The following is a 24,346-nucleotide window of genomic DNA, read 5'->3' as shown; positions in this document are numbered from 1 at the left end:
GATGACGATTTAATTCATTTTGACTTAATTCAGGTTACCAAACCGTCAACAGGGGCCATTTTACTCAGGGTTACCGCGCCGCACCGGGACAAATTTGCGTCGAAATCCCGCCGCTGCCTTCAGAAGAAAGGCGGGCGTCCCCAGTTCCCTTTTGGTGAGATAGAAACCCGTCGAAATCATTTAAGGCACAAGGAATAGGGCAAGAATTTGACTTGCGCTACCGCGGGTGGAGCGAGGATCGGGAAGCGGCCGGATTTACCGGGCGGGCTGCCCGTCCGGCTCGTCCGCCATGGCCTTGTCGGCGGCCACATAATGGTCCTCGCGGATATGGCCGCGGATCGCCGCGAAGGCGGCCGTCAGCACGGCGATGTCGTCGGAAAAGCCGACCAAAGCGAAGAAATCCGGCACGCCATCGAGCGGCAGCACGAAATAGGCAAGCGCCGCCAGCAGAATGCCGCGAACCCGCGTGGGCGTGCGGGAATCCAGCGCGCAGTAGTAGGCGGCCACGAGATCGCGGGAGAACGGAACCTGGCGCATCGCACGCTTCAGGACCGGCCAGAACCGCCGCTTCACGCGGCTTTCCTGGCGCTCCTGCTCGTCCTCGTCTCCCGGCAGAAGGATCTCGCCGATCTTCACATCATCCATGCATGGCCTCCTTCAGGTGGCGATGCCGGAAAAGCCCGGCGAGAATCATATGGGAATGCCTTCACGCGCCTTCAACTCTTCGTGCGTTCGCCCGCAGCCTTGTCCATCGCGGTCGCGAGTTTGATGTCGAGCTCGGTCAACCCGCCCGCATCATGGTTGGTGAGCCGCACCTCGACGCGGTTATAGACGTTGAACCATTCGGGGTGATGGTTGAATTTTTCCGCGGCCAGCGCCCCTTCGGTCATGAAGCCGAAGGCCTCGCGAAAGGTTTTGAACTTGTACTTCTTCTCGATGGCGATGCCGTCGTCCGAACGGGTCCAGCCGTCGAGACCCGCCAGCGCTTCGGAAATCGCCTCTTCGCTCAGTTTTTCCTGTTTCATGGCACCCTCTCCTGTTGCGATCCTACCATATGAAAACGGCGCCCGAAGGCGCCGTGTTCCTTATCGTTGGAAAAGCTCAGACGAAGAACTGGCCGCCATTCGCCGAAACGGTCGAGCCGGTGATGAAGCCGGCATCGTCCGAGGCGAGGAAAACGACGATGCGGGCGATCTCCTCCGGCTCACCGAGGCGGCCGACCGGGATCTGCGGGATGATGCGCTCGTTCAGCACCTTTTCCGGAATGGCGCGCACCATTTCCGTGCCGATGTAACCGGGGCAGATGGCGTTGACCGTGATGCCCTTGGCGGCACCCTCCTGGGCGAGCGCCTTGGTGAAACCGAGGTCACCGGCCTTGGCTGCGGAATAGTTCGCCTGGCCCATCTGGCCCTTCTGGCCGTTGATGGAGGAAATGTTGATGACGCGGCCGAAGCTGCGGTCACGCATGCCGGTCCAGACCGGATGCGTCATGTTGAAGAGGCCGGTGAGGTTGGTGTTGATGACGGCGCCCCACTGGTCGGGCGTCATCTTGTGGAACATCGCGTCCTTGGTGATGCCGGCATTGTTGACGAGAATGTCCACCGGGCCGAGATCGGCCTCCACCTTGCCGATGCCCTCGACGCAGGCCTCGTAGCTCGAAACATCCCACTTGTAGACCGGGATGCCGGTTTCCGTCTTGAAGGCGTTGGCGGCGTCGTCATTGCCGGCATAGCTTGCAGCCACCTTGTACCCGGCTGCCTTCAGCGCCACCGAAATGGCGGCACCGATGCCCCGCGATCCGCCCGTTACCAATGCTACCCTGCTCATGTGGCTCACTCCCCTTAGTTTGTTTTCGTATAGACCCGTCGCCCCGTTGCCGTGCAGGCGGCGGGTCATGGCAAAGCAGATTGTAAGCTGATGCTTACATGCTCTCTACGCACATCGCCACGCCCATGCCGCCGCCGATGCACAGCGTGGCAAGACCCTTCGAGGCGCCGCGGCGCTTCATCTCGAACAGCAGCGTGTTGAGGATGCGGGCGCCGGACGCGCCGATCGGGTGGCCGATGGCGATCGCGCCGCCATTGACGTTGACGATCGAGGGATCCCAGCCGAGGTCCTTGTTGACCGCGCAGGCCTGGGCCGCGAAGGCTTCGTTGGCTTCGACGAGATCGACGTCGCCGATCTTCCAGCCGGCGCGCTCCAGCGCCTTGCGGGATGCCGGGATGGGGCCGGTGCCCATGATCTTCGGATCGACGCCGGCGGTCGCCCAGGAAACGATGCGGGCGAGCGGCTGGATGCCGCGGCGCGAGGCTTCGGCTTCTGACATCAGGAGGGCTGCGGCCGCGCCGTCATTGAGGCCGGAGGCGTTGGCGGCAGTCACGGTGCCTTCCTTGTCGAAGGCGGGGCGGAGCTTGCCCATCGAATCGAGCGTCGCGCCATGGCGGATATATTCGTCGGAATCGACCGACACGTCGCCCTTGCGGCCCTTGACGATGAAGGGAACGATCTCGTCCTTGAAGCGTCCTTCCTTCTGGGCGGCCTCGGCTTTGTTCTGCGAGCCGACGGCGAAGACGTCCTGCTCCTCGCGCGAAAGCTGCCACTGCTTGGCGACGTTCTCGGCGGTGATGCCCATGTGGTAGCCGTAGAAGGCGTCGGTCAGGCCGTCCTTGATCATCGTGTCGATCATCTTGAAATCGCCCATCTTCACGCCGCCGCGCAGATGCGCGCAATGCGGCGCCATCGACATGGATTCCATGCCGCCGGCGACGATGATGCTGGCGTCACCGGTCGCGATCTGCTGCATGCCGAGGGCGACGGCGCGAAGCCCCGAACCGCAGAGCTGGTTCATGGTCCAGGCGGTCGCTTCCTGCGGAATGCCGGCCTTCATGGCGGCCTGGCGGGCCGGATTCTGGCCTTCGCCGGCCTGCAGCACCTGGCCGAGGATCACCTCGTTCACTTCGCCAGCCGCCACGCCTGCGCGCTCCAGAACCGCCGAAACGACCGTCGCCCCGAGTTCGTGGGCAGGCGTGTTGGCGAAGGAGCCGTTGAAGGACCCGACCGCGGTGCGGGCGGCGCTGGCGATGACGATGGATGGGGTGCTCATGGTGGTACGTCCTCAGTTCTATCGACCGGTGGTCGGCCTTGGAACCGGGCTCAACGCGCGAACGACGCGAGCCCGGCGGTTCTCCCGATATCAAAACTGGCAAAGCGGGAGGGGAGAGTCAAACGGGATATCCGGCGCCGCTAAAATTTCATCAAAGCGACGCGCAGCATAAAAATCCATGTTGCGCAGCATTCCTCGCCGCATCGCACAATTCGATTGTCAGGTCGCGACTTTTTGCGGATACTCGACAGGATCAAAAAAGAAACAGGAACACGGGGATGAGGAGACCCTAATGGCCCGCAACGACGGTCAGATCGTCATCAAGAAATATGCGAACCGCCGCCTCTACAACACCGGCACGAGCACCTATGTGACGCTCGACGATCTCGCGGTCATGGTGAAGAAGGGCGAGGAATTCACCGTGCAGGACGCGAAGTCCGGCGACGACATCACCCATTCCGTGCTGACGCAGATCATCTTCGAACAGGAATCGAAGACCGGCAACACGCTCCTGCCGATCTCGTTCCTGCGCCAGCTCATCTCCTATTACGGCGATCAGATGCAGATGGTGGTGCCGAGCTATCTCGAGCACTCCATGCAGGCCTTCACCGACCAGCAGTCGCAGATGCGCGAGCAGATCAACAAGACCTTCGGCGATACCCCCCTCGGCAAGAACCTGCAGGTGCCGATGGCGCTGATCGAGGAAACGACACGGCGCAACACGGAACTGTTCCAGCAGGCGATGAAGATGTTCTCGCCCTTCGCCAATGCCGCGCCGGCAAAAGAGACCCGCAAGGCCGAGCCCAAAGATCTCGACGAACTGAAGGAACAGCTTCGCGCGCTCCAGACGAAGCTCGATAATCTAAGCTGAGAAAAACGGGCTGGCGCGGGGTTGCCCCGCGCCGCGTCAAAGCCCGATCGAGACGTCCCGGCCGGCCGTGCGGATCGACACGGCAAAGCCCGCGATGACATCGATGAAGGTGATCGTCATCAGGATGAAGAAGATCTGCGTCGCAGCCCCCTGCACCAGCAGGAACTCGACGAGAAAAACCACGAACAGCACCATCGACAGCATGTGATCGAGCAGTGCGCGCGAGCCCGGCCGCGTGGCCTTCAGGATTTCCACGAAGAGCAGCACGAGCGCGATGAAGATGAGCAGGTCGCCGAAGGCCATCGTCCAGGTCGTGCCGGACAGCATGTTGACCGCCAGCACCTCGCTGTCGAGCACGGCGACACCGCCCCCGCCGAACAGGCCGGCCATGGCGACGTTATAGAGGGCGAACGGAATGATCAGCAGCGGGATGGCAAAAAGCATAGGCGACGCTCTCCTCTGGCCGCTCCTTGACGAGCAAGCCTTCCGGCCCTCTTAGCCGAAGTTTCGGCACAAGAAAATGTCGTGCGGGACGGAACGAAGCAAATGCCTGAAAAGAAAAGGGCCGGACGAGCCGGCCCCTGATCTCAGCTGATGCCGAAAACGCAGATTATGCGCTTTCCTTCGGCGTCAGAACCTGCCGACCGCGGTACATGCCGGTCTTCAGGTCGATGTGGTGCGGACGGCGCAGTTCGCCCGAGTTCTTGTCTTCGACGTAGGTCGAGCCCTTCAGAGCGTCTGCGGAACGGCGCATACCGCGCTTGGACGGGCTCGTTTTTCTTTTCGGTACAGCCATTTCACTAACTCCACTTATCGGGCAAACACATCCTCAGGCCACCGGACGGGCGACAGGGACATGTCTTTATCTCGGAAATTGGGCCGGCTTATACACAGCAAAACCCTGCTTGACCAGACCCCGGCCTGATTTTTTCGATTCTCTCGCTCAGGCTTCGTCTTCCGGCACGATCCACGGTTCGGCCAGCGCCGCCGCCTGCCACTTCTGCCAGGCGGGGTGCGCCTTCATGCGCGCCATGTAGCCCTGTACCGTTTTGTCCGCGGTGAGGCGATAGATTTCGAAGCGATTGACGACCGGCGCATACATCGCATCTGCCCCGGAAAAATCGCCGAACAGGAACGGCCCGCCGGAGCGCGCCAGCAGCCCCTTCCAGATCGTCTCGATGCGCGCGACATCGTCCATGACGCCCTCGGGCAGGTCGATTTCCGCCGGCGGGCGGCGGATGTTCATCGGACAGGCGCCGCGCAGTGCGCGAAAACCGGAGAGCATTTCCATCGAGATCGACCGCGCCTCGGCTCGCGCCATGCGGTCCTTCGGCCAGATCCCGGCCTCGGGAAAAATCTCGGCGACATATTCGATGATCGCCAGCGATTCCCACACCCGTACGTCGCCATGGTGCAGCACGGGCACGCGGCCCGTCGGCGAGATCGGCTTGAATTCGGGGTTGCCGGCGGGAAAATCGAAGGGGATCACATGATCCGTGAAGGCGATGCCCGCCGCTTCCATGGCGATCCATGGCCGGAAGGACCAGGAGGAATAGTTCTTGTTGCCGAGATAGAGGACGAGGTCGGACATGGTCTTGTGGCACTCCGTTCAGGTGCGGCGGACCGTAAGCATTCAGGCAGGCAAGCGCCAATGAAAAGGCCTGAAGTCACTCATAAAGGCACTTGATATATTCGCCGGAGCGGGTGGCGCGCCGCTCGATCAGCCGGGCGAGCCGTTGCAGGCCGCGGCCCGGCTTACCAGCATTGCGCTCGTAAGGGTTGGGCAGCGAAACAGCCAGCAGCGCCGCCTGCCTGCGCGACAGTTTTGCGGCCGGCACGTTGAAATGATGCTGCGCCGCCGCCTCGATGCCGTAGATGCCCGGTCCCCATTCTGCGATGTTGAGATAGATCTCCATCAGCCGCCGCTTGCTCCAGATGAAATCCGCGGCGACCGCCAGCGGCAGTTCCATCGCCTTGCGCAGGAAGGAGCGGCCGTTCCAGAGGAACAGGTTCTTTGCCGTCTGCATCGGGATGGTGCTGGCGCCGCGCGTCTGTTCGCCGGCCAGCGCCTCGTTGACGACGGCGCGCATCTCGCCCCAGTCGACGCCGCCATGGCGGCAGAACTGCCCGTCCTCGGACATCATGACCGCCTGCACCAGATTGGGCGAGATCGCGTCGAACTCCACCCATTGCCGATCATAGCCGCGCAGGAGCGCCAGATCGCGCAGCATCAGCGTCGAGACCGGGCGGACGAATTCGATCGTGTAAAGCAGGATCAGCACATAGGGCAGCGCGATGAAGGCCAGCACGGCAAGGACGATACGTCGCCAGTTCCGGCGCAGCCGGCTCATCCAACCGTCCCTCTCACCGGCTTCCGCCTCCGTATTGACCGTATCTGCGCGTGTTTCCGGTACGATGTCCAAGAGCCGGCGTCCGTCCTTCCGTCGTTGCGCCTTCATACCGTCCCGGCTCGCCAAAAACCAGTGCGCGCCGCGATTCTTTGAAGCACCCCGGGCATTGCCGTTGCGTCGACCGGGAGCCCATGCCAAAGAGCGGCGATGAGCGAACGTTACCAGGAATTCCAGTCGCACCTCAGGACCAACGCCGAAACGGTGGAGGCGCTGCTGGCGGCGCTGCTCTCCGGCGCCGTGCAGACGGACGAGATCGCGCGGCCGGAACGCCTGCTCGCCGCCATGCGCCATGCTGTCCTCAACGGCGGCAAGCGCCTGCGCCCCTTCCTGGTCATCGAGACCGCCGCCCTCTTTGCGAATGTCGAGCGCGAGACGGCGCTGCGCATCGGTGCGGCGCTCGAATGCATCCACTGTTATTCGCTCGTGCATGACGACCTGCCCGCCATGGACGACGACGACCTGCGCCGCGGCCAGCCGACCGTGCACGTCGCCTTCGACGAGGCCGCCGCCATCCTTGCCGGCGACAGCCTGCTGACGCTCGCCTTCGATATCGTCGCGGCCCCCGAAACGCGCCTGCCCGACGCCACCAAGGCGGCACTGGTGTTGGCGCTCGCCCGCGCTGCCGGCATCGGCGGCATGGCGGGCGGCCAGGCGCTCGACCTTGCGGCAGAGACGGTGGCGCCGGACGAGGACGGCATCGTCACGCTCCAGGCGATGAAGACCGGCGCGCTGCTGCGTTTTGCCTGCGAGGCCGGCGCGATCATCGCCGGCGCCCCGGACGGCGACCGGCTGACGTTGCGCCGCTACGGCGAAACGGTCGGCCTCGCCTTCCAGATCGCCGACGATCTGCTCGATCTCACGGCGGATGCGCAGACCATGGGCAAGGCGACCGGCAAGGATGCCGAGCGCGGCAAGGCGACGCTCGTGTCGCGCCGCGGCCAGGCCTGGGCGGAAAACCGTCTGCGCGAGCTTGTAACGGAGGCCGAGGCGCTGCTTGCGCCGTTCAGCCATCGGGCCGATATCCTGATCGAAACCGCCCATTTCATCGCAAATCGCAGGAATTGACCTCATGAGCAAATTCTGGTCGCCGATCGTCGCCACGCTCAAGCCCTATGTCGCAGGCGAGCAGCCGCGCATTCAAAACCTCACCAAGCTCAACACCAACGAAAACCCCTACGGCCCCTCGCCTAAGGCGATTGCCGCCATGCAGGCCGCCGTCGCCGACAGCCTGAAGCTCTATCCGGACCCCTCCGCCCTGGCGCTGCGCCAGTCGATCGCCCGCTTCTACGATGTCGACGCGGACCAGGTCTTCGTCGGCAACGGCTCGGACGAGGTGCTGGCACACGCCTTCGTGGCGCTGCTCAAGCACGAGAAGCCGCTGCTCTATCCGGATATCACCTACAGCTTCTACCCGACCTACTGCCGCCTGTTCGGCATCGAGGCAGTAGAAATCCCGCTGAAGGACGATTTCACCATCGACCTTGCGGACTACGACCGCCCCTGCGGCGCCATCGTCCTGCCGAACCCTAACGCTCCCACCGGCATCGGAATGCCGCTTGCGGCCATCGAGAAGCTGGTGGCCGAACACCCCGACCAGCCCGTGGTGGTCGACGAGGCCTATATCGACTTCGGCGGCGAAAGCGCGATCCCGCTGACGAAGACATACGACAACCTGCTCGTCGTGCACACGCTGTCGAAATCCCGCTCGCTCGCCGGCCTGCGCGTCGGCTACGCCATCGGCCAGCGACCGCTGATCGACGCGCTGGAGCGCGTCAAGGACAGTTTTAACTCCTACCCGCTCGACCGCATCGCCCAGGCCGGCGCCGCTGCCGCCATCGACGACCGCGCATGGTTCGACGAGACGCGGGGCAAGGTCATCGAAACGCGCGAACGCGTGAGCGGCGCCCTGCGCCAGCGCGGCTTCGAGGTCCTGCCCTCGCAGGCAAACTTCGTCTTCGCCCGCCACCCGGCCCACAGCGGCGAAGCGCTCGCCAAGGGTCTTCGCGAGCGCGCCGTGCTGGTGCGCCACTTCGCCAAGCCCCGCATCTCCGATTTCCTGCGCATCACCATCGGCACGCCGGAGGAATGCGACCGCCTGATCGCCGCGGTCGAGGAAATCGTCTAAGGCCGCGGAAAGCCCCCTCTTCCCTACTGGACGAGGGGGTCATGTGGTGCAATTCCCCAGCTTGGAGCGCACAAGACGATCGGCTATCGTCCACCGACATCCACGCCGGTGAACCATGACCGATCTCACGCCCTACCTTCCGCAGCTTGCTGTCGCTTGGCTCGCCTATTTCATCGCCACGGCCTCACCGGGGCCGGCGATCATTGCCATCATCGCGACCTCGATCAGCCAGGGCCGGCGGGCGGGGCTGGCGCTCGCCTCCGGCGTGCTGACGGGTTCCTATGTCTGGGCGATCCTGACCGTCTCCGGCCTCTCCGCGCTGATCCGCACCTATGGGCAGGCGCTCATCGTGCTGAAGGTCGTCGGCGGCTGTTACCTGCTCTGGCTCGCCTGGAACGCGTTCCGCGCGGCGCGCAGGAGCGAGGAAGTCTATCGCGCGCAGATGGCAGCACTTCCGGCCCTGTCGCCGCGCCGGCAGTACCTCAAGGGCCTCGGCATCCACATCACCAATCCGAAGGCGATCTTCAACTGGATCATGCTGACGTCGCTCGGCATGCCGCCGGGCGCGCCGGGCGGCGTTCTGGCGAGTTTCATCGCCGGCTGCATGGTGATCGGGATCGCCGTCTTCCTCGGCTTCGCGCTGGTCTTCTCGCTCGGCCCCGTGCACCGGGCCTACCTCAAGTCGCGCCGCGCCATCGAAGGCGTCATGGCCGCCTTCTTCGCCTTTGCCGGCTTCAAGCTTTTGACGACGCGGCTCTAAGCCGCGCCAGGAAAAGTGCGAAGCGGTTTTCCGTCCGGCGCGGCGGCTAAAAAAGCTTACTCCGCCGCAGCCTGCCCCTGCCCGTAGCGCTTCTCGATATAATCGCCGACGAGCGCCTCGAAATCGCCGGCGATGTTGGTGCCGCGCAGCGTCATCGCCTTCTTGCCGTCGACATAGACGGGCGCGATCGGCAGTTCGCCGGTGCCGGGCAGCGAGATGCCGATATCGGCATGTTTGCTCTCGCCCGGCCCGTTGACGATGCAGCCCATCACCGCGACCTTGAGGCCCTCGACGCCCGGATATTTTTCCCGCCAGACCGGCATATTCTTGCGAATGTCGTCCTGGATCTTCTGGGCAAGCTCCTGGAAGACTGTCGACGTGGTGCGCCCGCAACCCGGACAGGCGGCGACGACCGGCAGGAACTGGCGAAAGCCCATCACCTGCAGCAATTCCTGCGCCACCTGCACTTCACGCGTGCGATCGCCGCCGGGCTCCGGCGTCAGCGAGATGCGGATCGTGTCGCCGATGCCCTGCTGCATGAGGATGGCGAGCGAGGCGGACGAGGCGACGACGCCCTTGGTGCCCATGCCGGCTTCCGTGAGGCCGAGATGCAGCGCATGGTCGGAGCGCGAGGAGAGCATTGCATAGACGGCGATGAGGTCCTGCACGTTGGAAACCTTGGCCGACAGGATGATGTGGTCCCGCGCCAGCCCGATCTCCTCGGCAAGTTCCGCCGAAAGCAGCGCCGACTGGCAGATCGCCTCGCGCATGACCTGCTGGGCGGTTAGCGGAAAGCCCTTCGCCTGGTTGTCGTCCATCAGCCGGGTCAGCAGTTCCTGGTCGAGAGAACCCCAGTTGACGCCGATGCGCACCGGCTTGTCATAGCGGATCGCCGTCTCGACGATCGCGCCGAACTGCCGGTCCTTCTTGTCCTTGAAGCCGACATTGCCGGGATTGATGCGGTATTTTGCCAGCGCTTCCGCGCAGGCCGGATGGTCCGCCAGCAGCTTGTGGCCGATATAGTGAAAATCGCCGACGAGCGGCACGTCCAGGCCGAGGCGCAGCAGGCGCTCGCGGATCTTCGGCACCGCGGCTGCACTCTCGTCGCGGTCGACGGTGATGCGCACGATTTCCGAACCGGCGCGATGCAACGCCGCCACCTGGGCCACCGTACCGTCGATATCGGCCGTATCGGTGTTGGTCATCGACTGCACGACGACCGGCGCGCCGCCGCCGACGAGCACGCCGCCGACATCGACGCCGACGGACTGGCGCCGCGGCTTCGGTTCAAAATCGAAGGAAAAGGACATGGGAGAGCCTCTTGCTCGAAACGTGGCCGCGATCGGCTTGGGAACGCGCGGCCTTTGCCCTCAGGTGGATCAGGAAACGGGCCTTGTCAACCTTCAGGGCGGGGACGCGCGACGATTTGATCGCCCCGCGCCCTCCCGGCCTCAGCGATGATCGCGCACATCCGCATGCACCGCATGGTGCGCGAGCAGCAGCACGACGATGAACAGCACCGGCATCATGGCGAAGATGATCGCGAACCCCGTATGCTCGGCGATGAAGCCGATGACGGAGGGCGCGAAGAGCGAGCCGGAATAGCCCATCACGGTCGCAACGGAGAGCGCCACGCCCTGCGCGAAGCCCGGCAGGTTGCCGGCGGCGGAAAAGGCGATCGGCACCATGTTGGAAATGCCGACGCCGCAGATGGCAAAGCCCGCCATCGCCACATAGGCATTCGGCGCCGTGCCGGCGACGACCATGCCGATCATCGCCATGATCGTGCAGAAGCGCAGCGTCTTCACCGCACCAAAACGATCGCGCACATGGTCGCCGGCAAAGCGCATGACGGCCATGGTCAGCGAGAAGGCACCGAAGGCGAAGCCGGAGAGCGTCAGCGTCGCGCCGAGCTCGTCGCGCATGTAGAGCGCGCCCCAATCGAGGATCGCACCTTCCGGCACCATGGAAAACAGCGCCATCAGGCCGATCAGCCAGGGCAGCAGCGTCGTCGGCAGGCGCACCTTCTGGCGCTCGTCGCTCGGATGCGGCGCATCGTGCAGCACGAACGGCCAGATAACGAGAAGGGCCGCGGCGCCGATCACGGTGAGCAGGCCCGCATGGCCCATGACGCCGAGCGCCTCGATGAGGAAACCGCCGGTCGCCGCGCCGATGAAGGCGCCGAGGCTCCAGAAGGCGTGGCAGGACGACATGATGGCGCGCCGCATCGACTTCTCCACCTCGACAGCGTTGCCGTTCATCGCCACGTCCATCGCGCCCATCAGCCCGCCGAAGAAGAAGATGGCGACGGCGCCGACGGGGATGTTCGGGGCAATCGAGAGCAGCAGCATGGTCGACAGAAACAGGATCGTCGCGCCCTTCACCATGCGCGTCGTGCCGAAATGAGCGATCAGCAAGCCGGCAATCGGCATCAGGACGAGCGAGCCGATGCCGAAGAACATGATCATCAGCCCGAGCCCGGATTCGGAGAGCCCGAGGCGGGTGGCGAATTCCGGGATCTTGGTCGCCCAGGCGCCGGCAAAGGTGCCGTTCAGAAGGAAGAGGCCGGAAACGGCGAGCCGCGCGGGCGGAAAATAGGTCTTGGCGAAGGATTTGCCTTCGAGGGCACTTTCAGGCGTCGTCATGGGAATTCCATTTCAGGGAAGCTGGTCGGGCGGCGCTCAGCCGGCCCGTATGATGTCGATGCCGGCCGCGGAAAAGGCTGCGGCCTCCGTCTCGTCCGCATCCGCCTCGATCACAGCGCGCGCCACCCGCGACAGCGGCACGACCGAATAGGGGGCTGCGGTGGAAAGCTTGTCGTTCGTGACGGAGATCATCACGGTCCTGCTGCGCGAGGTGAGGAAGCGCTTGAACTCGGCATCCTCGAACGAATAGCAGGTGACACCCGCTTCCCGCTCGATGCCGCAGACACCGAGCACGAGAATGTCCGGCCGCAGCGCCTCGGCATCGCGCATCGCCTTGGCGCCGACGACCCCGCCGACGCGCGGATCGACCAGGCCGCCGAGCTGGATGGTGGGGATGTCGCGTTCGAGAAGCGCGGCGGCGATGGCCGGCGCATTGGTGGCGACCGTCAGGGCGGCGCCGGCGGGCAGCGCGCGGGCAAGCGCGAGATTGGTGCTGCCGGCATCGAGGAAGACGTTCGATCCCGCAGGAAGGAGCCCGGCGGCCGTGCGCGCCAGCGCGGCCTTGCTGTCGCCCGCAATCCCGATGCGCTCGCTCATCGAGGTCAGCGACTGGGAAATGCGCAGCGCGCCGCCATAGACCCGGCGGCAGAGGCCGGACGCGGCCATCTCGCGCAGGTCCCGCCGGATGGTGTCTTCCGACACGCCGAGTTCCAGCGCCAGCTCCGCCGCGATCACCCGCCCCGAAAGGTCGAGCCGCGTGCGGATGAGGTCCTGCCGTTCCCCGAGAAGTAGTTCCTGTCCTGACATCATCCGTCCAAATCATGCATGATTGCGTGACAATGCGCACAACTCGGCAAAACATTCAAGGAAGAGGCGTTCACGTTTGATGACCGGCACAAACAAAAACCCCGCCGTTTCCGGCGGGGTTTTGTCGACCAGCTTGTCCAGCCTGCTTTATTCGCGGTTGCCCAGGAAGCGCAGCAGGAACAGGAAGAGGTTGATGAAGTCGAGGTAGAGCGTCAGCGCGCCCATGATCGCCTTGCGGCCGGCCACGACGTCATCGTCCGCGTCAAAGTACATTTCCTTGATCTTCTGGGTATCCCAGGCCGTGAGGCCGGCGAAGACCAGCACGCCGATCGCGGAAATCGCGAAGTCGAGCGCGGACGACTGCAGGAACAGGTTGACGAGCGAGGCGATGATCAGGCCGAACAGGCCCATGATCAGGAACGAGCCCATCGCGGACAGGTCCCGCTTCGTCGTGTAGCCGAACAGCGACAGCGCGCCGAAGGCGGCGGCCGAGACGAAGAAGGTCTGCGCGATGCTGGCGCCGGTGTAGATCAGGAAGATCGACGACAGCGACAGGCCCATCAGGCCGGCATAGATCCAGAAGGTCGTCTGCGCGGCGCTAACGCTCATCGTGTGGATGCGGAAGCTCAGGAAGAACACCAGCGCGAGCGGCGCCAGCATCACGCCCCACTTCAGCGGGCTTACATAGATCGCCTGGCCGAAGGCGGTCAGCTGGCCATCGGCGAAGGCTGCCTGCGAGGCGCCGAACGCCACGAGGCCGGTGATCGCGAGACCCAGCGCCATCAGGTTATAGACCCGGAGCATATAGGTGCGCAGGCCCTGGTCGATGACGGCGCCGGCCTGGGCACCGGCATTCGCCGTTCGGGTCTGGTAGTTGCGGAGATCAGCCATGTTGTCCTCTTGGTTCAAGCCCCATGTCCTATACGGTGTCGGTCTCCCGGTTATTCGCTCCGATCGCTCGGGGCGCTTCCGGGGTCCAGGCAACCGCTGCGGGGCTCCAGCTTGCCTGTGGTAAATATGAGCATGAATTGTGTCTCGCACAAGACCCGCGACCCCAACGGGAGTGCGGGTCCTGCCAGCGTCAAAGTTCGCGCAGCACCGGCGCCGCCTTCTGTCCCAGAATGCGCCAGGTGCCGGCAAGACCGATGCCGACGGTCATCACCAGCGCGGTCACCACCGTCATCACGGCGACGTCCGGCAGGAAGCTCGATGGCAGCGTCATGATGCGGCTCACCACGAACCAGGCCGCCACCCCGCCGGCAAAGAGCGCGAAGACCGCGGTGGCAAGCCCCAGCATCAGGTATTCGTAGCTGAAGGCGCGGATCAGCGTGGCGCGGGTGGCGCCCAGCGTCTTCAGCACCACGGCATCGTGCACCCGCGCCCGGTTGCCCGCCGCAAGCGCGCCGGCAAGCACCAGGATCGAGGCGATGAGGGCCACGGCGGCCGCCGCGCGGATCGCCGTCGCAAGTTGGCCGACCAGCTCGTTGACCACGTCGAGCGCATCCTTCACGCGCACGCTGGTGATCGTCGGGAAGGCATTGGTGACCGCCTTTAGCGTCGCGGATTCCTGTTCGGCGGTGGCGCCCGGATCGATCATCGTCGCCAGCCACGCATGCGGCGCGCCGGCAAAGGTGTTCGGCGAGAAGACCATGACGAAGTTGATCGACAGCGATTCCCACTCGACATTGCGGAAATTGGCGATGCGCGCCGTGATGTTGCGGCCGAGCACGTTGACCGTGATCTTGTCGCCGATCTTGAGGCCGAGTTCGCGGCCCTCTTCCGCTGCGAAGGAGACGAGCGGCTCGCCGGAATAGTCCTCCGCCCACCATTGACCTTCCGACAGCGTCGAATTTTCCGGCGTGCGCTTGGCATAGGTGATGCCGCGGTCGCCGCGCAGCACCCATTGACCTTCCGGCGGCACTTTGACCTTCGCCACGTCGACGCCGTTCAGCTCCATGACGCGGCCGCGCAGCATCGGCACCTCGACGATCTTGCCATCCGGCATGTTCGCCTTCAGCACGTCGCGGAACCCGTCGAGCTCGGTGCCCTGGATATCGACGAAGAAGAAGTTTGGCGCGCGCTCCGGCAGGTTGCCGGTGAGTTCGCGGCGCAGGTTGCCGTCGATCAGCGTCAGCGTGACGAGCAGCGCCAGGCCAAGGCCGAGCGACAGCACGACGGAGGACGTGAGTGCGCCGGGGCGGTGGATATTGCCGACCGCAAGCCGCAGAGCCGGCGAGTTGACCCGCGGGCTGCGTTTTGCCAGGTCCGTGATCAGCATGGCGACGAGGCGCAGCACGACGAAGGCAAAGGCGATCGCGCCGAGGAAGACGAACGCGATGTAGCGGTCATAGGCCGTGAAGATCGCCAGCCCCGCAAGTGCTGCGAGGAAGACGGCCGCGCCCAGCACATAGGGCCAGCTCGGCAGGCGGCCGGCCTCGAAACCCTGCTCGCGGAAGAGCGCCGTCGCCGGCACCTCGCGGGCGTGGCCGAGCGGCATGATGGCGAAGGCAAGCGCCGTCAGCAGGCCGAAGACGGCGGCCAGCAGCAGGGCCGAAGGATAAAGCGTCGCCTCCGCCGGCACCGGCAGCACGCCTTCGAGGAACTGCATCGCCACCATCGGCATCAGGGCGCCCGCGACAAGGCCGATCAGGATGCCGACCAGGGCAATCAGCGCGATCTGCATGAGATAGACCAGCGCCACCAGCGAGGCGGGCGCGCCCAAGCACTTGAAGGTCGCGATGACCGAGCGCTTGGAATCGAGATAGGCGCGCACCGCATTCGCCACGCCGACGCCGCCGACGATCAGTGCCGTCAGGCCGACGAGCGTCAGGAACTGCGAGAAGCGAGTGATGTTAGCTGTAAGCGAGGGGGCCGCACTGTTCGAGGTACGGATCGACCAGCCGGCCGTCGGGAAGGCCTTGTTGGCGTCCGTGCGGACCTTCGCGAGGGACAGATCGGCATCGGCGAGCCGCACGCGATAGGCGTTTTCGACGAGGCTGCCGGTCTGCACCAGGCCGCTCGCCTGCAAGGCCTCCTCCGACAGCATCAGGCGCGGTGCGAAACCAAAGCCTTCCGACACGGCATCGGGCTCGCGCACCAGCGTCGCCGTCACCTTCAGCCGCGCCGTGCCGAGCAGAATCTCGTCGCCCACGGCGATGCCGAGCCGGTCGAGCAGCAGGGGCGCCACGACGGCGCCATAGGCCTCGCCCTCCTTGGCAAAGAGCGCGGAGGAGGGCTGCTGCGGGCTGGTTTCCAGCGTGCCGTAGAGCGGATAGGCGCCATCGACCCCCTTCGCCTCGACCAGCGTCTGGTCGGACCCATCCGGCAGGCGCGCCATGGAGCGCAGCGCGGAGGACAGCGAGACGTCGCCAAGCCCCTGGAAATGCTTCAGTTCTTCCGGTGTGGCAAAGCGGTTGTTGAATTCGAAGCGTACGTCGCCGGCAAGCAGGCTCTGCCCCTGCGAGGCGATCGCCTGGGTGATGGCGCTCGATACCGAATTGACGCCGGCGATCGCCGCCGTTCCGAGCGCGATGCAGGCGAGGAAGATGTAGAAACCCTTGAGGCCGCCACGCATTTCACGCGTCGCGAGGCGCAGCGCCAGCGGGACCTGCCGGAGGACCTTGCCGATCCTCATGCCGGCACCGCCGCGGCAACGGCTGCGCGGGCGGGTGCGGCGCCGGACACGATCTCGCCGGAGCGCATGGCGACCTGGCGGCCGCAGCGGGCGGCGAGCGACGGATCATGCGTCACCAGAAGCAGCGTCATGCCGCGCTCGGCCTGCTTGGAGAACAGCAGGTCGGCGATCTGCCGGCCGGTCTCGGTGTCGAGATTGCCGGTCGGCTCGTCGGCGATCAGCAGTTTTGGCGAGGGGGCGAGCGCGCGGGCGATCGCCACGCGTTGCTGCTCGCCGCCGGAAAGCTGGCCGGGATAGTGCGACAGGCGCTCGCCGAGCCCGACTGCCGTCAATTCCTGTCGGGCGATCTCGAAGGCATCGCGCACATTGGCGAGCTCCAGCGGCACCGCGACGTTTTCCAGCGCCGTCATGTTGGGAATGAGGTGGAAGGACTGGAAGACGATGCCGATATTGCGGCCGCGGAAATCGGCCACCTGGTCCTCGTTCATCCGGTGCAGGGGGGCGCCATCGATATGGATCTCGCCGCCGTCCAGCCGTTCAAGGCCGGCGAGCACCATCAGCAATGTCGACTTGCCGGAGCCGGACGGGCCGACGATACCGACCGATTCACCCGCATCGATGGCAAGGCCGATTCCCTTCAGCACATGGACCGAGGCAGCCGCCCGGCCGAGGGTGAGATCGGCATTTTTGAGATCGATGATGGTTTTGGCCAAGGAATTCTGCCCTATATGTTCTTCTAACAACTGGAATGCCAGCAATCTAGGAACACCAATATGGCGTTTAAAGCGACTCTCGGATTTTTCGCCGCGCTTGCGATCACAGCTTTGTTATCCGCGGGCGCCGCGCGGGCCGAGCCGGTCAAGCTCGTCGGTTTCGGCGACAGCCTGATGGCCGGCTACCAGCTCCCTGCCTCCGACGCCTTTCCGGTGAAGCTGCAGGCGGCGCTGCGCGAAAAGGGCTACGAGGTCGAGATCGCCAATGCCGGCGTCTCCGGCGACACCAGCTCGGGCGGTCTTGCCCGGCTCGACTGGTCGATCCCGGACGGCACCAAGGGCGTGATCCTCGAGCTCGGCGCCAATGATGCGCTGCGCGGCATTGCGCCGGAAGAGACGGAAAAGAACCTCGACGCCATGCTGACCCGCCTCAAGGAACGCGGCATCGCGGTGCTGCTCGCCGGCATGATGGCGCCGCCGAACATGGGGCCTGAATATGGCGAGCGCTTCAACGGCATCTACCAGCGGCTGGCGCAGAAACATGGCGCCACGCTCTACCCGTTCTTCCTCGACGGGGTCGTGACCAAGGCGAACCTGCAATTGGAAGACGGCATGCACCCCAATACCGAGGGCGTGGACGTCATGGTCCAGACGATGCTTCCGACAGCGGAGACTTTCCTTAAATCCATCACGGCAGGGGAGTAGTTTTCGCGGGTGCGAAATAAGGGTTGCGCAAAAAACGGTTGCGTGATTCGCTGATGTCACATTCCAGTAGGGAGAAGTCGCATGCCGAGACTTTTCGTAGCCCTCGAAGTGCCGCGCAACGCGGCCATGAGCCTCTCGCTTCTGAGAGGCGGCCTTCCCGGAGCCCGCTGGATAGACGTCGAGAACTTCCACATAACCCTGCGTTTCATCGGCGATATCGACGGCCGCACCGCCGACGAGGTGGTCGACAGGCTCGACCGCATCGAGCGCCCGGAATTCCAGCTGGCGCTCTCCGGCATCGGCTCCTTCGGCTCGAAGAAGCCCCATTCGGTCTTCGCCGGCGTCACGCAGGCACCGGAAATGTATGCCCTCCAGGGGGAAATCGAGCGCATCTGCCAGCGCCTCGGCCTACCCGCCGATCCGCGCAAGTTCACGCCGCACGTCACGCTCGCGCGCCTGCGAAACTCCCGCCCCGAAGAGGTCGCCCACTACCTCACCGGCCGCGGCAACTTCCACACCAGCGCCTTCACCGTGAACCGCTTCGTGCTGATGTCCTCGAAGGAATCGGTCGGCGGCGGGCCTTACCTCACGGAAGAAATCTTCCCGCTGTACGAATCGGGCGGCAGCTGGGACGGGGCGGAATTGCACGATCATCCGGTTTGAGAGTCAAACGTTCGAGCAGTCGCGACGGCTTTGCCAACTCATCAATCTGCATCCCGAAGACAGGCTGAATCATGAGCCGACAGCACGCGACCCCTCTGTTGATCGCACCAGATGGTGTCAGCATTCTGCCTCTCATTCCTTTGAGCCTCGGAGTTGCAGGACATGGGTTTAGTGAGGCAGATATTCAGCACTTCATTCACCGTTATCCGAAGTGCCTACCGATTGCGGAAATCGATCCCCTCTTTGTAGGGGCTATTGCCGTATGTAGAGAGCTGGTGACGCCTGCTGGGCTAATCGACAATTTCTTGGTGACTGCGAGCGGATTGCCAGTAATAGTTGAATGCAAGCTTTGGAAAAATCCAGAAGGCCGCAGGGAAGTAATTGGTCAGATTCTCGACTATTCAAAGGAATTAACGAAATGGACGGCCTCAGATTTGCAGCGAGAGGCCAACCGCCGATTAGGTACGAAAGGAAATGTGCTGCTGGATTTGGTCAGAGAAGCTGGACACGACGTTGATGAGATTGCTTTTAACGATGCACTGACCTTCAATCTCCGCCGCGGTCGTTTTCTCCTACTTATTGTCGGCGACGGCATTCGTGAGGGGGTGGAGGCAATAACAGAATATCTACAAGCCCACGCAGGTCTACATTTCACATTGGGACTTGTTGAAATGCCGATCTACCAGGCTCCTGATGGAAGCCGACTGGTCCTTCCAAGGGTGTTGGCGAAAACGCAAATCATCTCGCGAACTGTTATTTCAGTACCGGATGGTATGGCTATAGCTGAAGAAGATGATGATGGGGAAGGTGTATTACCCATTGATTCACCTGAACGAAACGAGGCGCGCGCCTGGCGCAAAGAAAAGCGGCTTGCGTTCTGGACGGACTTACTTGATGGACTTCACCTTGACGATCCAGAGCAAATGCTTCCTTCGCCCTCGCAAGGGGGGCATATACTTTTCAAGCTCGGAGCACCTGGCGGATCAAGTTGGATTACAGTTTACCGAGACATCCGATCCGACATCGTCGGACTGTTTTTGTCGTCAAATCTAAATTCGGCTGGAGAGCGAGCATCGAAATTACTCGCTTCGCAAGCAGATGAAATAGCGGACGAATTGGAAGGTGCTACCGTCGATTTTTCTCAAGATCGCCCACAAATCCTCCAGAGACTTTCCTTGCAAGATCTTGAAAATCCAATTGACCGCGAGCGTGCTCTGGTTTGGCTGAAAAATAGAATTAACGCCTTTGTGAATACCCTTCGGCCGCGCATAAAGTCAGCGTTGATAGAATTGAATAATCAAACGAACTAAGAGTTTTCGATCACGTTTGCATCTTGCAGACCGTCAAAGTGAACAAACCCTGAATCCGCCCGAGTCAGCGATTCGTCGCCGATTCGTTCCGCGACTGTTCCAATAAGCCGGCGAACGACCGGAAAAGCGCTCACTTTCGCCTTGCCCCTTGCCATTGCCGCCCCCGATGGGCATCTGTTGCCTGCCGGATGCGTCTGGCGAGCGTTGAAACAGCCGGGACGTGACTTGTCGCAAGCACCCATGATCTTGAGCGGCCGCGGGGTCACCGCGGTGCTCGGCCCGACCAATACGGGCAAGACCCACTACGCAATCGAGCGCATGGTGGCACATGAGACGGGCGTTATCGGCCTGCCTCTGCGCCTGCTCGCGCGCGAGGTCTATACGCGTCTTGTCGACAAGGTCGGGCAGCACAACGTGGCGCTCGTCACCGGCGAGGAGAAGATCACGCCGCATATGGCGCGCTATTCGGTCTGCACCGTAGAGGCCATGCCGCGCGAGACGCGCGCCTCTTTCGTGGCGATCGACGAGGTGCAGCTTGCCGGCGACCTCGAACGCGGCCACATCTTCACCGACAGGGTGCTGCATCTGAGGGGGCGCGACGAGACGCTGCTGCTCGGTGCGGCCACCATGAAGCCCATCCTGGAGCAGCTTCTGCCCGGCATCCATGTGATCGAGCGCCCGCGCCTGTCGCAGCTCTTCTATGCCGGCTCCAAGAAGATCACCCGCCTGCCGCAGCGCACCGCCATCGTCGCCTTCTCGGCCGACGAGGTCTATGCGATCGCCGAGCTCATCCGCCGCCAGCGCGGCGGTGCCGCCGTCGTTCTCGGCGCGCTTTCGCCACGCACCCGCAACGCCCAGGTGGCGCTCTACCAGGAAGGCGACGTCGAATATCTGGTCGCCACCGACGCGATCGGCATGGGGCTCAACCTCGACGTCGACCATGTCGCCTTCGCGCAGGACCGCAAGTTCGACGGCTACCAGTTCCGCAACCTCAACCCCGCCGAACTGGCCCAGATCGCCGGCCGCGCCGGCCGGCATCTTCGCGACGGCACCTTTGGCGTGACGGGCCGCGTCGATCCGTTCGACGACGAGCTGGTCAAGCGCATCGAGACGCACCAGTTCGATCCGGTCCGCGTGCTGCAATGGCGCACCACCCGCTTCGACTATTCCTCCTTGCAGGCGCTGCGCCAGTCGCTCGACGCGCCGCCGCCGATCGGCGGGCTGACGCGGGCACTGCCGGCCGTCGACCAGCAGGCGCTGGAACATCTGAGCCGCTACCCGGACGTCCGCGACCTCGCGACCGCCCCCGAGCGCGTGCAAAAACTGTGGGAGGCCTGCGCGCTTCCCGACTACCGCCGCATCGCGCCCGCCCAGCACGCAGACCTCATTTCCACCCTCTATGCGGATCTGGTAAGACGTGGCACGGTTAACGAAGACTTCATGGCCGATCAGGTGCGCCGCGCCGACAGAACCGATGGCGAAATCGACACGCTTTCGGCGCGAATCGCCCAGATAAGGACATGGACCTATGTGTCGAATCGGCCCGGATGGCTTGCCGATCCGACACACTGGCAGGAAAAGACGCGGGAAATCGAAGACCGATTGTCCGATGCGTTACATGATAGGTTGACGAAACGCTTTGTTGATCGCAGGACATCTGTGCTCATGAAGCGCCTGAGAGAGAATGCGATGCTGGAAGCTGAAATCAGTGTGAATGGCGATGTCTTCGTAGAAGGACATCATGTCGGGCAGTTGGCCGGTTTCCGGTTCACGCTCGTCTCCGGAACGGAAGGCCCCGATGCGAAGGCCGTGCAGACGGCTGCGCAGAAGGCGCTTGCGCTGGAGTTCGAGGCTCGCGCCGCGCGCCTGCATGCCGCCGGCAATGCCGATCTCGCGCTCGGCTCCGACGGCACCGTGCGCTGGCTCGGCGATCCCGTCGCCCGGCTGTCGCCGAGCGACCATGTCATGCGCCCGCGCGTCATCCTGCTCTCCGACGAGCAGCTGACAGGCAACGCGCGCGACCACGTCGCCGCCCGCATCGAGCGTTTCGTGAACCACCACATCGCGACCGTGCTGAAGCCGCTCGACGATCTTTCGCGCGCGGAAGATCTCCAGGGTCTCGCCAAGGGCCTCGCCTTCCAGCTCGTCGAAAACCTCGGCGTGCTCTTCCGCCGCGACGTCGCGGAGGACGTGAAGTCGCTCGACCAGGAAGCCCGCGCATCGATCCGCAAGCACGGCATCCGCTTCGGCGCCTACCACATCTTCATGCCGGCGCTCCTGAAGCCGGCACCCGCCGAACTCATCACGCTGCTCTGGGCGCTGAAGAACGACGGCCTCGACAAGCCGGGCTATGGCGATCTCATCCCGGTGCTGGCCGCCGGCCGCACCTCGGTCGTCACCGATCCGAGCTATGAGCGCGCCTTCTACAAGCTCGCCGGCTTCCGGTTCCTCGGCAAGCGCGCCGTGCGCATCGACATCCTGGAGCGCCTGGCCGACCTCATCCGCCCGCTCCTCCAGTGGAAGCCGGGCACAACGCGTCCGGACGGCGCCTATGACGGCCGCCGTTTCATGGCGACGACCGCCATGCTCTCCATCCTCGGCGCGACGCCGGACGACATGGAAGAAATCCTGAAGGGCCTCGGCTACCGTGCCGACAGCCTGAAGGCGGAAGAGGTCGCAGCCTTCCTCACCGCGCAGGCCCCTGCAGCCGCGACGGCCGTCGACGCAGCGGCCGATGCGCCTGCCGAAACCTCCGACGAGCACGACGCCGACGTGGCGGATGCCGAGGGCGAAGCTCCGGCCGCAGCCGCGGAAGCACCGGCAGCCGAAACCGCCGAGGCACCGGCCGCTGTAGAAGTGACCGCGGAAGAAGCCGTCGTCGTCGACGGTGAACCGGTCGAAGCCAAGCCCGTCCTGCTCTGGCGTCCGGGCTCGCGCCACGACAACCAGCGCCAGGGCGGCCACCGCCACGGCGGCGAGCGCAACAGCGAACGCCAGGGCGATCGCCAGAACCAGGGCGACCGGCAGAACCAGGGTGAACGCCGCGGCGGCGACCGCCATCGCGGCCAGCCGGCCGGTGGCGAGCGCGGCGAACGGCGCGAAGGCGGCCGCGGCGGCCGTCCCGATCAGGCCAAGGGTCCCCGCGACGGAAAGCCGCAGGGCGGCAACCGCCCGGACCGCGGCGAGCGCAACGACCGTAACGAGCGCGGCGGAAAGCCGCAGCAGGCGAAATTTGAGGCCCGGCCGCCCCGCAAGGAAAAGCCGATCGACCCGGATTCACCCTTCGCCAAGCTGGCTGCGCTCAAGGAGCAGATGAAGAAGTAAGCCTATGGCACGCGACGAGGAACAGCCGGCAGGTCAGGCGCGACAGCGCATCGACAAATGGCTGTTCTTCGCGCGGTTGCGGAAATCCCGGTCGCTCGCGGCAAAGTCCGTGGAAGCCGGCGATGTCCGCGTCAACGGCGCCCCCGTTCGCCAGCCGTCCCACGCGCTACGCATCGGCGACGTCGTCACGGTCTCGCTCGACCGCCACGACATGGTCGTCAAGGTGCTCCAGCCCGGCGAGCGCCGCGGGCCTTATGAGGAAGCCCGCCTTCTCTACCAAGACATGACGCCGCCGCCCCTGTCGCGCGAGGAACGCTCGCTTTTCGAGCAGGCGACGCGCGAGCGCGGCACCGGCCGGCCGACCAAACGGGAGCGCCGCGAAACCGACCGTTTGCAAGGTTTTCTCGGCGACGACGTCGATTAGAATTCTATACCTCGCAAGCGCCCGGCGGCGCATGTATTACGCTTGCAAAGCGCCTCTAAAGCCTTTACCTCAGCCACCGGACGGCCCTCGATGTGCGGGCGGCCTCCTGTCCGGCAAGCCGATCGCGTCATGGGTTCTGCGGTGACGGACCGTCCCGCTGTCGCCGTCTTATGACGATTCTGGAGTAACTCATGACGTATGTCGTGACCGACAATTGCATCCGCTGCAAGTACACGGACTGTGTCGAGGTATGCCCCGTCGACTGTTTCTACGAGGGCGAGAATTTTCTGGTCATCCACCCCGACGAGTGCATCGATTGCGGCGTCTGCGAACCGGAATGTCCCGCCGAGGCGATCAAGCCGGATACCGAGCCGGGGCTCGACAAATGGTTGAAGATAAACGCTGATTTCGCCACCGTCTGGCCAAACATCACGATCAAGCGTGATGCCATGCCGGAAGCCAAGGAGATGGACGGCGAAGAGGGCAAGTACGAGAAGTACTTCTCGGCCGAACCGGGCCAAGGCGATTGATCGCCGCATAAGGCGGCAACCGAAGCTGGGGAAAAAAGCCTGCTCTCATCAAAAGGCGATGGGACAGGCTTGATGACCCATGCGAAGCAAATTATTGATTTCGGCACTTTTTTGTGATAGGGTCTTCTTACTGATCCACATCGCGGCATTTTGCGTGCCCGAACACCACCACGAAAGCAAACGATCCCTCAACGCCGCTCACCTCCCATAGGCAGCTCCGGTTGCTCAAATGTGAACGCGTCGCAGGGACTTTTTTTGCGCATGGCGGACGGACCAGTGGTGACACCGAGAGGTGCCCCCCGTCTTTCCCGGGTCCCCAGA

The 24,346-nt window shown here is 64.0% G+C and carries 24 protein-coding genes; 10 read left to right on the top strand and 14 right to left on the bottom strand.

Features of this window, described 5'->3' with window-relative positions; translation table 11 throughout:
• Positions 1–255 precede the first annotated feature (255 nt).
• The 4 genes from AC1RWL_RS17620 to AC1RWL_RS17605 form a co-directional block, all read right to left on the bottom strand.
• Entirely contained in the window at positions 256–645 is a 390-nt protein-coding gene (locus tag AC1RWL_RS17620) for a YkvA family protein (RefSeq protein ID WP_256119473.1), read from the bottom strand.
• Positions 646–716: 71 nt separating this feature from the next.
• Positions 717–1,025: a 4a-hydroxytetrahydrobiopterin dehydratase gene (locus AC1RWL_RS17615; protein ID WP_435268303.1), complete on the bottom strand. Its 309-nt coding sequence runs from the start codon at positions 1,023–1,025 to the stop codon at positions 717–719.
• Positions 1,026–1,101: 76 nt separating this feature from the next.
• Positions 1,102–1,827: a beta-ketoacyl-ACP reductase gene (locus AC1RWL_RS17610; RefSeq protein ID WP_493095443.1), complete on the bottom strand. Its 726-nt coding sequence runs from the start codon at positions 1,825–1,827 to the stop codon at positions 1,102–1,104.
• A 94-nt stretch (positions 1,828–1,921) separates the two neighbouring features.
• Complete coding sequence (locus AC1RWL_RS17605; protein ID WP_256119476.1) at positions 1,922–3,103, bottom strand: acetyl-CoA C-acetyltransferase; 1,182 nt, start codon at positions 3,101–3,103, stop codon at positions 1,922–1,924.
• Between the two features lie 292 nt (positions 3,104–3,395).
• Between AC1RWL_RS17605 and phaR the strand changes: the two genes are divergently transcribed.
• Positions 3,396–3,974, top strand: coding sequence for a polyhydroxyalkanoate synthesis repressor PhaR (gene phaR / locus AC1RWL_RS17600; protein WP_256119477.1), 579 nt, complete (start codon positions 3,396–3,398; stop codon positions 3,972–3,974).
• Positions 3,975–4,010: 36 nt separating this feature from the next.
• Here phaR and AC1RWL_RS17595 read toward each other — a convergent pair whose 3' ends face one another.
• The 4 genes from AC1RWL_RS17595 to mtgA form a co-directional block, all read right to left on the bottom strand.
• A complete protein-coding gene (locus AC1RWL_RS17595) occupies positions 4,011–4,418 on the bottom strand; it encodes a hypothetical protein (RefSeq protein ID WP_435268305.1) in 408 nt (135 codons plus the stop codon).
• A gap of 166 nt (positions 4,419–4,584) precedes the next feature.
• Positions 4,585–4,770 carry a 50S ribosomal protein L32 gene (rpmF, locus tag AC1RWL_RS17590; protein WP_024271259.1) on the bottom strand — a complete coding sequence of 62 codons (186 nt, stop codon included), beginning with the start codon at positions 4,768–4,770 and terminating at the stop codon, positions 4,585–4,587.
• A 147-nt stretch (positions 4,771–4,917) separates the two neighbouring features.
• Positions 4,918–5,565 carry a glutathione S-transferase family protein gene (locus tag AC1RWL_RS17585; protein ID WP_493095444.1) on the bottom strand — a complete coding sequence of 216 codons (648 nt, stop codon included), beginning with the start codon at positions 5,563–5,565 and terminating at the stop codon, positions 4,918–4,920.
• Positions 5,566–5,641: 76 nt separating this feature from the next.
• Positions 5,642–6,397, bottom strand: a complete 756-nt coding sequence (gene mtgA / locus AC1RWL_RS17580) for a monofunctional biosynthetic peptidoglycan transglycosylase (RefSeq protein ID WP_439626551.1) — start codon at positions 6,395–6,397, stop codon at positions 5,642–5,644.
• Between the two features lie 135 nt (positions 6,398–6,532).
• Between mtgA and AC1RWL_RS17575 the strand changes: the two genes are divergently transcribed.
• The 3 genes from AC1RWL_RS17575 (at position 6,533) to AC1RWL_RS17565 (ending at position 9,270) form a co-directional block, all read left to right on the top strand.
• Positions 6,533–7,450: a polyprenyl synthetase family protein gene (locus tag AC1RWL_RS17575; protein ID WP_493095445.1), complete on the top strand. Its 918-nt coding sequence runs from the start codon at positions 6,533–6,535 to the stop codon at positions 7,448–7,450.
• 4 nt (positions 7,451–7,454) lie between these two features.
• A complete protein-coding gene (gene hisC / locus AC1RWL_RS17570) occupies positions 7,455–8,510 on the top strand; it encodes a histidinol-phosphate transaminase (RefSeq protein ID WP_493095446.1) in 1,056 nt (351 codons plus the stop codon).
• A 115-nt stretch (positions 8,511–8,625) separates the two neighbouring features.
• Positions 8,626–9,270, top strand: a complete 645-nt coding sequence (locus AC1RWL_RS17565; RefSeq protein ID WP_435268310.1) for a LysE family translocator — start codon at positions 8,626–8,628, stop codon at positions 9,268–9,270.
• Positions 9,271–9,326: 56 nt separating this feature from the next.
• On the opposite strand, the gene ispG is transcribed toward AC1RWL_RS17565, so the two are convergent.
• The 6 genes from ispG to AC1RWL_RS17535 form a co-directional block, all read right to left on the bottom strand.
• The gene (ispG, locus tag AC1RWL_RS17560; protein ID WP_493095448.1) at positions 9,327–10,580 is read right to left on the bottom strand and encodes a flavodoxin-dependent (E)-4-hydroxy-3-methylbut-2-enyl-diphosphate synthase; all 1,254 of its coding nucleotides are present in this window, start codon (positions 10,578–10,580) and stop codon (positions 9,327–9,329) included.
• A gap of 141 nt (positions 10,581–10,721) precedes the next feature.
• Positions 10,722–11,915 carry an MFS transporter gene (locus AC1RWL_RS17555; RefSeq protein ID WP_493095449.1) on the bottom strand — a complete coding sequence of 398 codons (1,194 nt, stop codon included), beginning with the start codon at positions 11,913–11,915 and terminating at the stop codon, positions 10,722–10,724.
• A 36-nt stretch (positions 11,916–11,951) separates the two neighbouring features.
• Entirely contained in the window at positions 11,952–12,722 is a 771-nt protein-coding gene (locus AC1RWL_RS17550) for a DeoR/GlpR family DNA-binding transcription regulator (RefSeq protein ID WP_493095450.1), read from the bottom strand.
• A gap of 147 nt (positions 12,723–12,869) precedes the next feature.
• The gene (locus AC1RWL_RS17545) at positions 12,870–13,613 is read right to left on the bottom strand and encodes a Bax inhibitor-1/YccA family protein (protein WP_493095451.1); all 744 of its coding nucleotides are present in this window, start codon (positions 13,611–13,613) and stop codon (positions 12,870–12,872) included.
• A gap of 190 nt (positions 13,614–13,803) precedes the next feature.
• Positions 13,804–16,356: an ABC transporter permease gene (locus AC1RWL_RS17540; RefSeq protein ID WP_439618056.1), complete on the bottom strand. Its 2,553-nt coding sequence runs from the start codon at positions 16,354–16,356 to the stop codon at positions 13,804–13,806.
• Positions 16,353–17,069 carry an ABC transporter ATP-binding protein gene (locus AC1RWL_RS17535; protein ID WP_256119489.1) on the bottom strand — a complete coding sequence of 239 codons (717 nt, stop codon included), beginning with the start codon at positions 17,067–17,069 and terminating at the stop codon, positions 16,353–16,355. The genes AC1RWL_RS17540 and AC1RWL_RS17535 overlap by 4 nt, the downstream gene beginning before the upstream one ends.
• 60 nt (positions 17,070–17,129) lie before the next feature.
• Here AC1RWL_RS17535 and AC1RWL_RS17530 point away from each other — a divergent pair, with 60 nt between their 5' ends.
• The 6 genes from AC1RWL_RS17530 to fdxA all read left to right on the top strand — a co-directional run bounded on the left by AC1RWL_RS17530 (position 17,130) and on the right by fdxA (position 24,025).
• Positions 17,130–17,774 carry an arylesterase gene (locus AC1RWL_RS17530; protein WP_493095452.1) on the top strand — a complete coding sequence of 215 codons (645 nt, stop codon included), beginning with the start codon at positions 17,130–17,132 and terminating at the stop codon, positions 17,772–17,774.
• Between the two features lie 81 nt (positions 17,775–17,855).
• Complete coding sequence (gene thpR, locus AC1RWL_RS17525) at positions 17,856–18,437, top strand: RNA 2',3'-cyclic phosphodiesterase (protein ID WP_492648751.1); 582 nt, start codon at positions 17,856–17,858, stop codon at positions 18,435–18,437.
• A gap of 71 nt (positions 18,438–18,508) precedes the next feature.
• Positions 18,509–19,747 carry a hypothetical protein gene (locus AC1RWL_RS17520; protein ID WP_493095453.1) on the top strand — a complete coding sequence of 413 codons (1,239 nt, stop codon included), beginning with the start codon at positions 18,509–18,511 and terminating at the stop codon, positions 19,745–19,747.
• Positions 19,748–19,987: 240 nt separating this feature from the next.
• Positions 19,988–23,071, top strand: a complete 3,084-nt coding sequence (locus AC1RWL_RS17515) for a helicase-related protein (protein ID WP_493095624.1) — start codon at positions 19,988–19,990, stop codon at positions 23,069–23,071.
• Positions 23,072–23,075: 4 nt separating this feature from the next.
• Complete coding sequence (locus AC1RWL_RS17510) at positions 23,076–23,495, top strand: RNA-binding S4 domain-containing protein (RefSeq protein WP_493095454.1); 420 nt, start codon at positions 23,076–23,078, stop codon at positions 23,493–23,495.
• 191 nt (positions 23,496–23,686) lie between these two features.
• Positions 23,687–24,025 carry a ferredoxin FdxA gene (gene fdxA, locus AC1RWL_RS17505; protein WP_256119494.1) on the top strand — a complete coding sequence of 113 codons (339 nt, stop codon included), beginning with the start codon at positions 23,687–23,689 and terminating at the stop codon, positions 24,023–24,025.
• The last annotated feature ends 321 nt before the right edge of the window (positions 24,026–24,346 follow it).

The organism is Shinella sp. GW821-FHT10F02, assembly GCF_058809275.1.
The sequence above is the reverse complement of the archived record's forward strand: the minus strand, read 5'-3'. Positions and strand labels throughout refer to the sequence as shown.

Excerpts from the sequence above, each read along its gene's own strand:
- phaR (WP_256119477.1), top strand. The coding sequence starts at position 3,396 with ATGGCCCGCAACGACGGTCAGATCGTCATCAAGAAATATGCGAACCGC.
- AC1RWL_RS17620 (WP_256119473.1), bottom strand. The coding sequence starts at position 645 with ATGGATGATGTGAAGATCGGCGAGATCCTTCTGCCGGGAGACGAGGAC.
- AC1RWL_RS17615 (WP_435268303.1), bottom strand. The coding sequence starts at position 1,025 with ATGAAACAGGAAAAACTGAGCGAAGAGGCGATTTCCGAAGCGCTGGCG.
- AC1RWL_RS17540 (WP_439618056.1), bottom strand. The coding sequence starts at position 16,356 with ATGAGGATCGGCAAGGTCCTCCGGCAGGTCCCGCTGGCGCTGCGCCTC.
- AC1RWL_RS17575 (WP_493095445.1), top strand. The coding sequence starts at position 6,533 with ATGAGCGAACGTTACCAGGAATTCCAGTCGCACCTCAGGACCAACGCC.
- hisC (WP_493095446.1), top strand. The coding sequence starts at position 7,455 with ATGAGCAAATTCTGGTCGCCGATCGTCGCCACGCTCAAGCCCTATGTC.
- AC1RWL_RS17565 (WP_435268310.1), top strand. The coding sequence starts at position 8,626 with ATGACCGATCTCACGCCCTACCTTCCGCAGCTTGCTGTCGCTTGGCTC.
- fdxA (WP_256119494.1), top strand. The coding sequence starts at position 23,687 with ATGACGTATGTCGTGACCGACAATTGCATCCGCTGCAAGTACACGGAC.
- AC1RWL_RS17555 (WP_493095449.1), bottom strand. The coding sequence starts at position 11,915 with ATGACGACGCCTGAAAGTGCCCTCGAAGGCAAATCCTTCGCCAAGACC.
- AC1RWL_RS17510 (WP_493095454.1), top strand. The coding sequence starts at position 23,076 with ATGGCACGCGACGAGGAACAGCCGGCAGGTCAGGCGCGACAGCGCATC.
- AC1RWL_RS17595 (WP_435268305.1), bottom strand. The coding sequence starts at position 4,418 with ATGCTTTTTGCCATCCCGCTGCTGATCATTCCGTTCGCCCTCTATAAC.
- AC1RWL_RS17610 (WP_493095443.1), bottom strand. The coding sequence starts at position 1,827 with ATGAGCAGGGTAGCATTGGTAACGGGCGGATCGCGGGGCATCGGTGCC.
- ispG (WP_493095448.1), bottom strand. The coding sequence starts at position 10,580 with ATGTCCTTTTCCTTCGATTTTGAACCGAAGCCGCGGCGCCAGTCCGTC.
- AC1RWL_RS17545 (WP_493095451.1), bottom strand. The coding sequence starts at position 13,613 with ATGGCTGATCTCCGCAACTACCAGACCCGAACGGCGAATGCCGGTGCC.
- AC1RWL_RS17585 (WP_493095444.1), bottom strand. The coding sequence starts at position 5,565 with ATGTCCGACCTCGTCCTCTATCTCGGCAACAAGAACTATTCCTCCTGG.
- AC1RWL_RS17605 (WP_256119476.1), bottom strand. The coding sequence starts at position 3,103 with ATGAGCACCCCATCCATCGTCATCGCCAGCGCCGCCCGCACCGCGGTC.
- rpmF (WP_024271259.1), bottom strand. The coding sequence starts at position 4,770 with ATGGCTGTACCGAAAAGAAAAACGAGCCCGTCCAAGCGCGGTATGCGC.
- AC1RWL_RS17515 (WP_493095624.1), top strand. The coding sequence starts at position 19,988 with ATGATCTTGAGCGGCCGCGGGGTCACCGCGGTGCTCGGCCCGACCAAT.
- AC1RWL_RS17550 (WP_493095450.1), bottom strand. The coding sequence starts at position 12,722 with ATGTCAGGACAGGAACTACTTCTCGGGGAACGGCAGGACCTCATCCGC.
- AC1RWL_RS17520 (WP_493095453.1), top strand. The coding sequence starts at position 18,509 with ATGAGCCGACAGCACGCGACCCCTCTGTTGATCGCACCAGATGGTGTC.
- AC1RWL_RS17530 (WP_493095452.1), top strand. The coding sequence starts at position 17,130 with ATGGCGTTTAAAGCGACTCTCGGATTTTTCGCCGCGCTTGCGATCACA.
- thpR (WP_492648751.1), top strand. The coding sequence starts at position 17,856 with ATGCCGAGACTTTTCGTAGCCCTCGAAGTGCCGCGCAACGCGGCCATG.